Origin of the sequence: Bacillus sp. BK450, from assembly GCF_004364885.1 — a bacterium.
GTDB classification, from domain to species: Bacteria; Bacillota; Bacilli; order Bacillales; family Bacillaceae; genus Bacillus; species Bacillus safensis.
Genome location: NZ_SOBQ01000014.1, coordinates 1 through 1,262, shown reverse-complemented (window position 1 = coordinate 1,262; position 1,262 = coordinate 1). Strand labels below are relative to the sequence as shown.

1 rRNA gene is annotated in these 1,262 nt (G+C 55.2%); it reads left to right on the top strand.

Annotated features, from left to right (window positions below):
• A 16S ribosomal RNA gene (locus EV579_RS18880) occupies window positions 1-1,262 on the top strand; the annotation flags it as partial.

The window sequence follows — 1,262 nt, the reverse complement described above, 5'->3', positions numbered from 1 at the left end:
TCGGAGAGTTTGATCCTGGCTCAGGACGAACGCTGGCGGCGTGCCTAATACATGCAAGTCGAGCGGACAGAAGGGAGCTTGCTCCCGGATGTTAGCGGCGGACGGGTGAGTAACACGTGGGTAACCTGCCTGTAAGACTGGGATAACTCCGGGAAACCGGAGCTAATACCGGATAGTTCCTTGAACCGCATGGTTCAAGGATGAAAGACGGTTTCGGCTGTCACTTACAGATGGACCCGCGGCGCATTAGCTAGTTGGTGGGGTAATGGCTCACCAAGGCGACGATGCGTAGCCGACCTGAGAGGGTGATCGGCCACACTGGGACTGAGACACGGCCCAGACTCCTACGGGAGGCAGCAGTAGGGAATCTTCCGCAATGGACGAAAGTCTGACGGAGCAACGCCGCGTGAGTGATGAAGGTTTTCGGATCGTAAAGCTCTGTTGTTAGGGAAGAACAAGTGCGAGAGTAACTGCTCGCACCTTGACGGTACCTAACCAGAAAGCCACGGCTAACTACGTGCCAGCAGCCGCGGTAATACGTAGGTGGCAAGCGTTGTCCGGAATTATTGGGCGTAAAGGGCTCGCAGGCGGTTTCTTAAGTCTGATGTGAAAGCCCCCGGCTCAACCGGGGAGGGTCATTGGAAACTGGGAAACTTGAGTGCAGAAGAGGAGAGTGGAATTCCACGTGTAGCGGTGAAATGCGTAGAGATGTGGAGGAACACCAGTGGCGAAGGCGACTCTCTGGTCTGTAACTGACGCTGAGGAGCGAAAGCGTGGGGAGCGAACAGGATTAGATACCCTGGTAGTCCACGCCGTAAACGATGAGTGCTAAGTGTTAGGGGGTTTCCGCCCCTTAGTGCTGCAGCTAACGCATTAAGCACTCCGCCTGGGGAGTACGGTCGCAAGACTGAAACTCAAAGGAATTGACGGGGGCCCGCACAAGCGGTGGAGCATGTGGTTTAATTCGAAGCAACGCGAAGAACCTTACCAGGTCTTGACATCCTCTGACAACCCTAGAGATAGGGCTTTCCCTTCGGGGACAGAGTGACAGGTGGTGCATGGTTGTCGTCAGCTCGTGTCGTGAGATGTTGGGTTAAGTCCCGCAACGAGCGCAACCCTTGATCTTAGTTGCCAGCATTCAGTTGGGCACTCTAAGGTGACTGCCGGTGACAAACCGGAGGAAGGTGGGGATGACGTCAAATCATCATGCCCCTTATGACCTGGGCTACACACGTGCTACAATGGACAGAACAAAGGGCTGC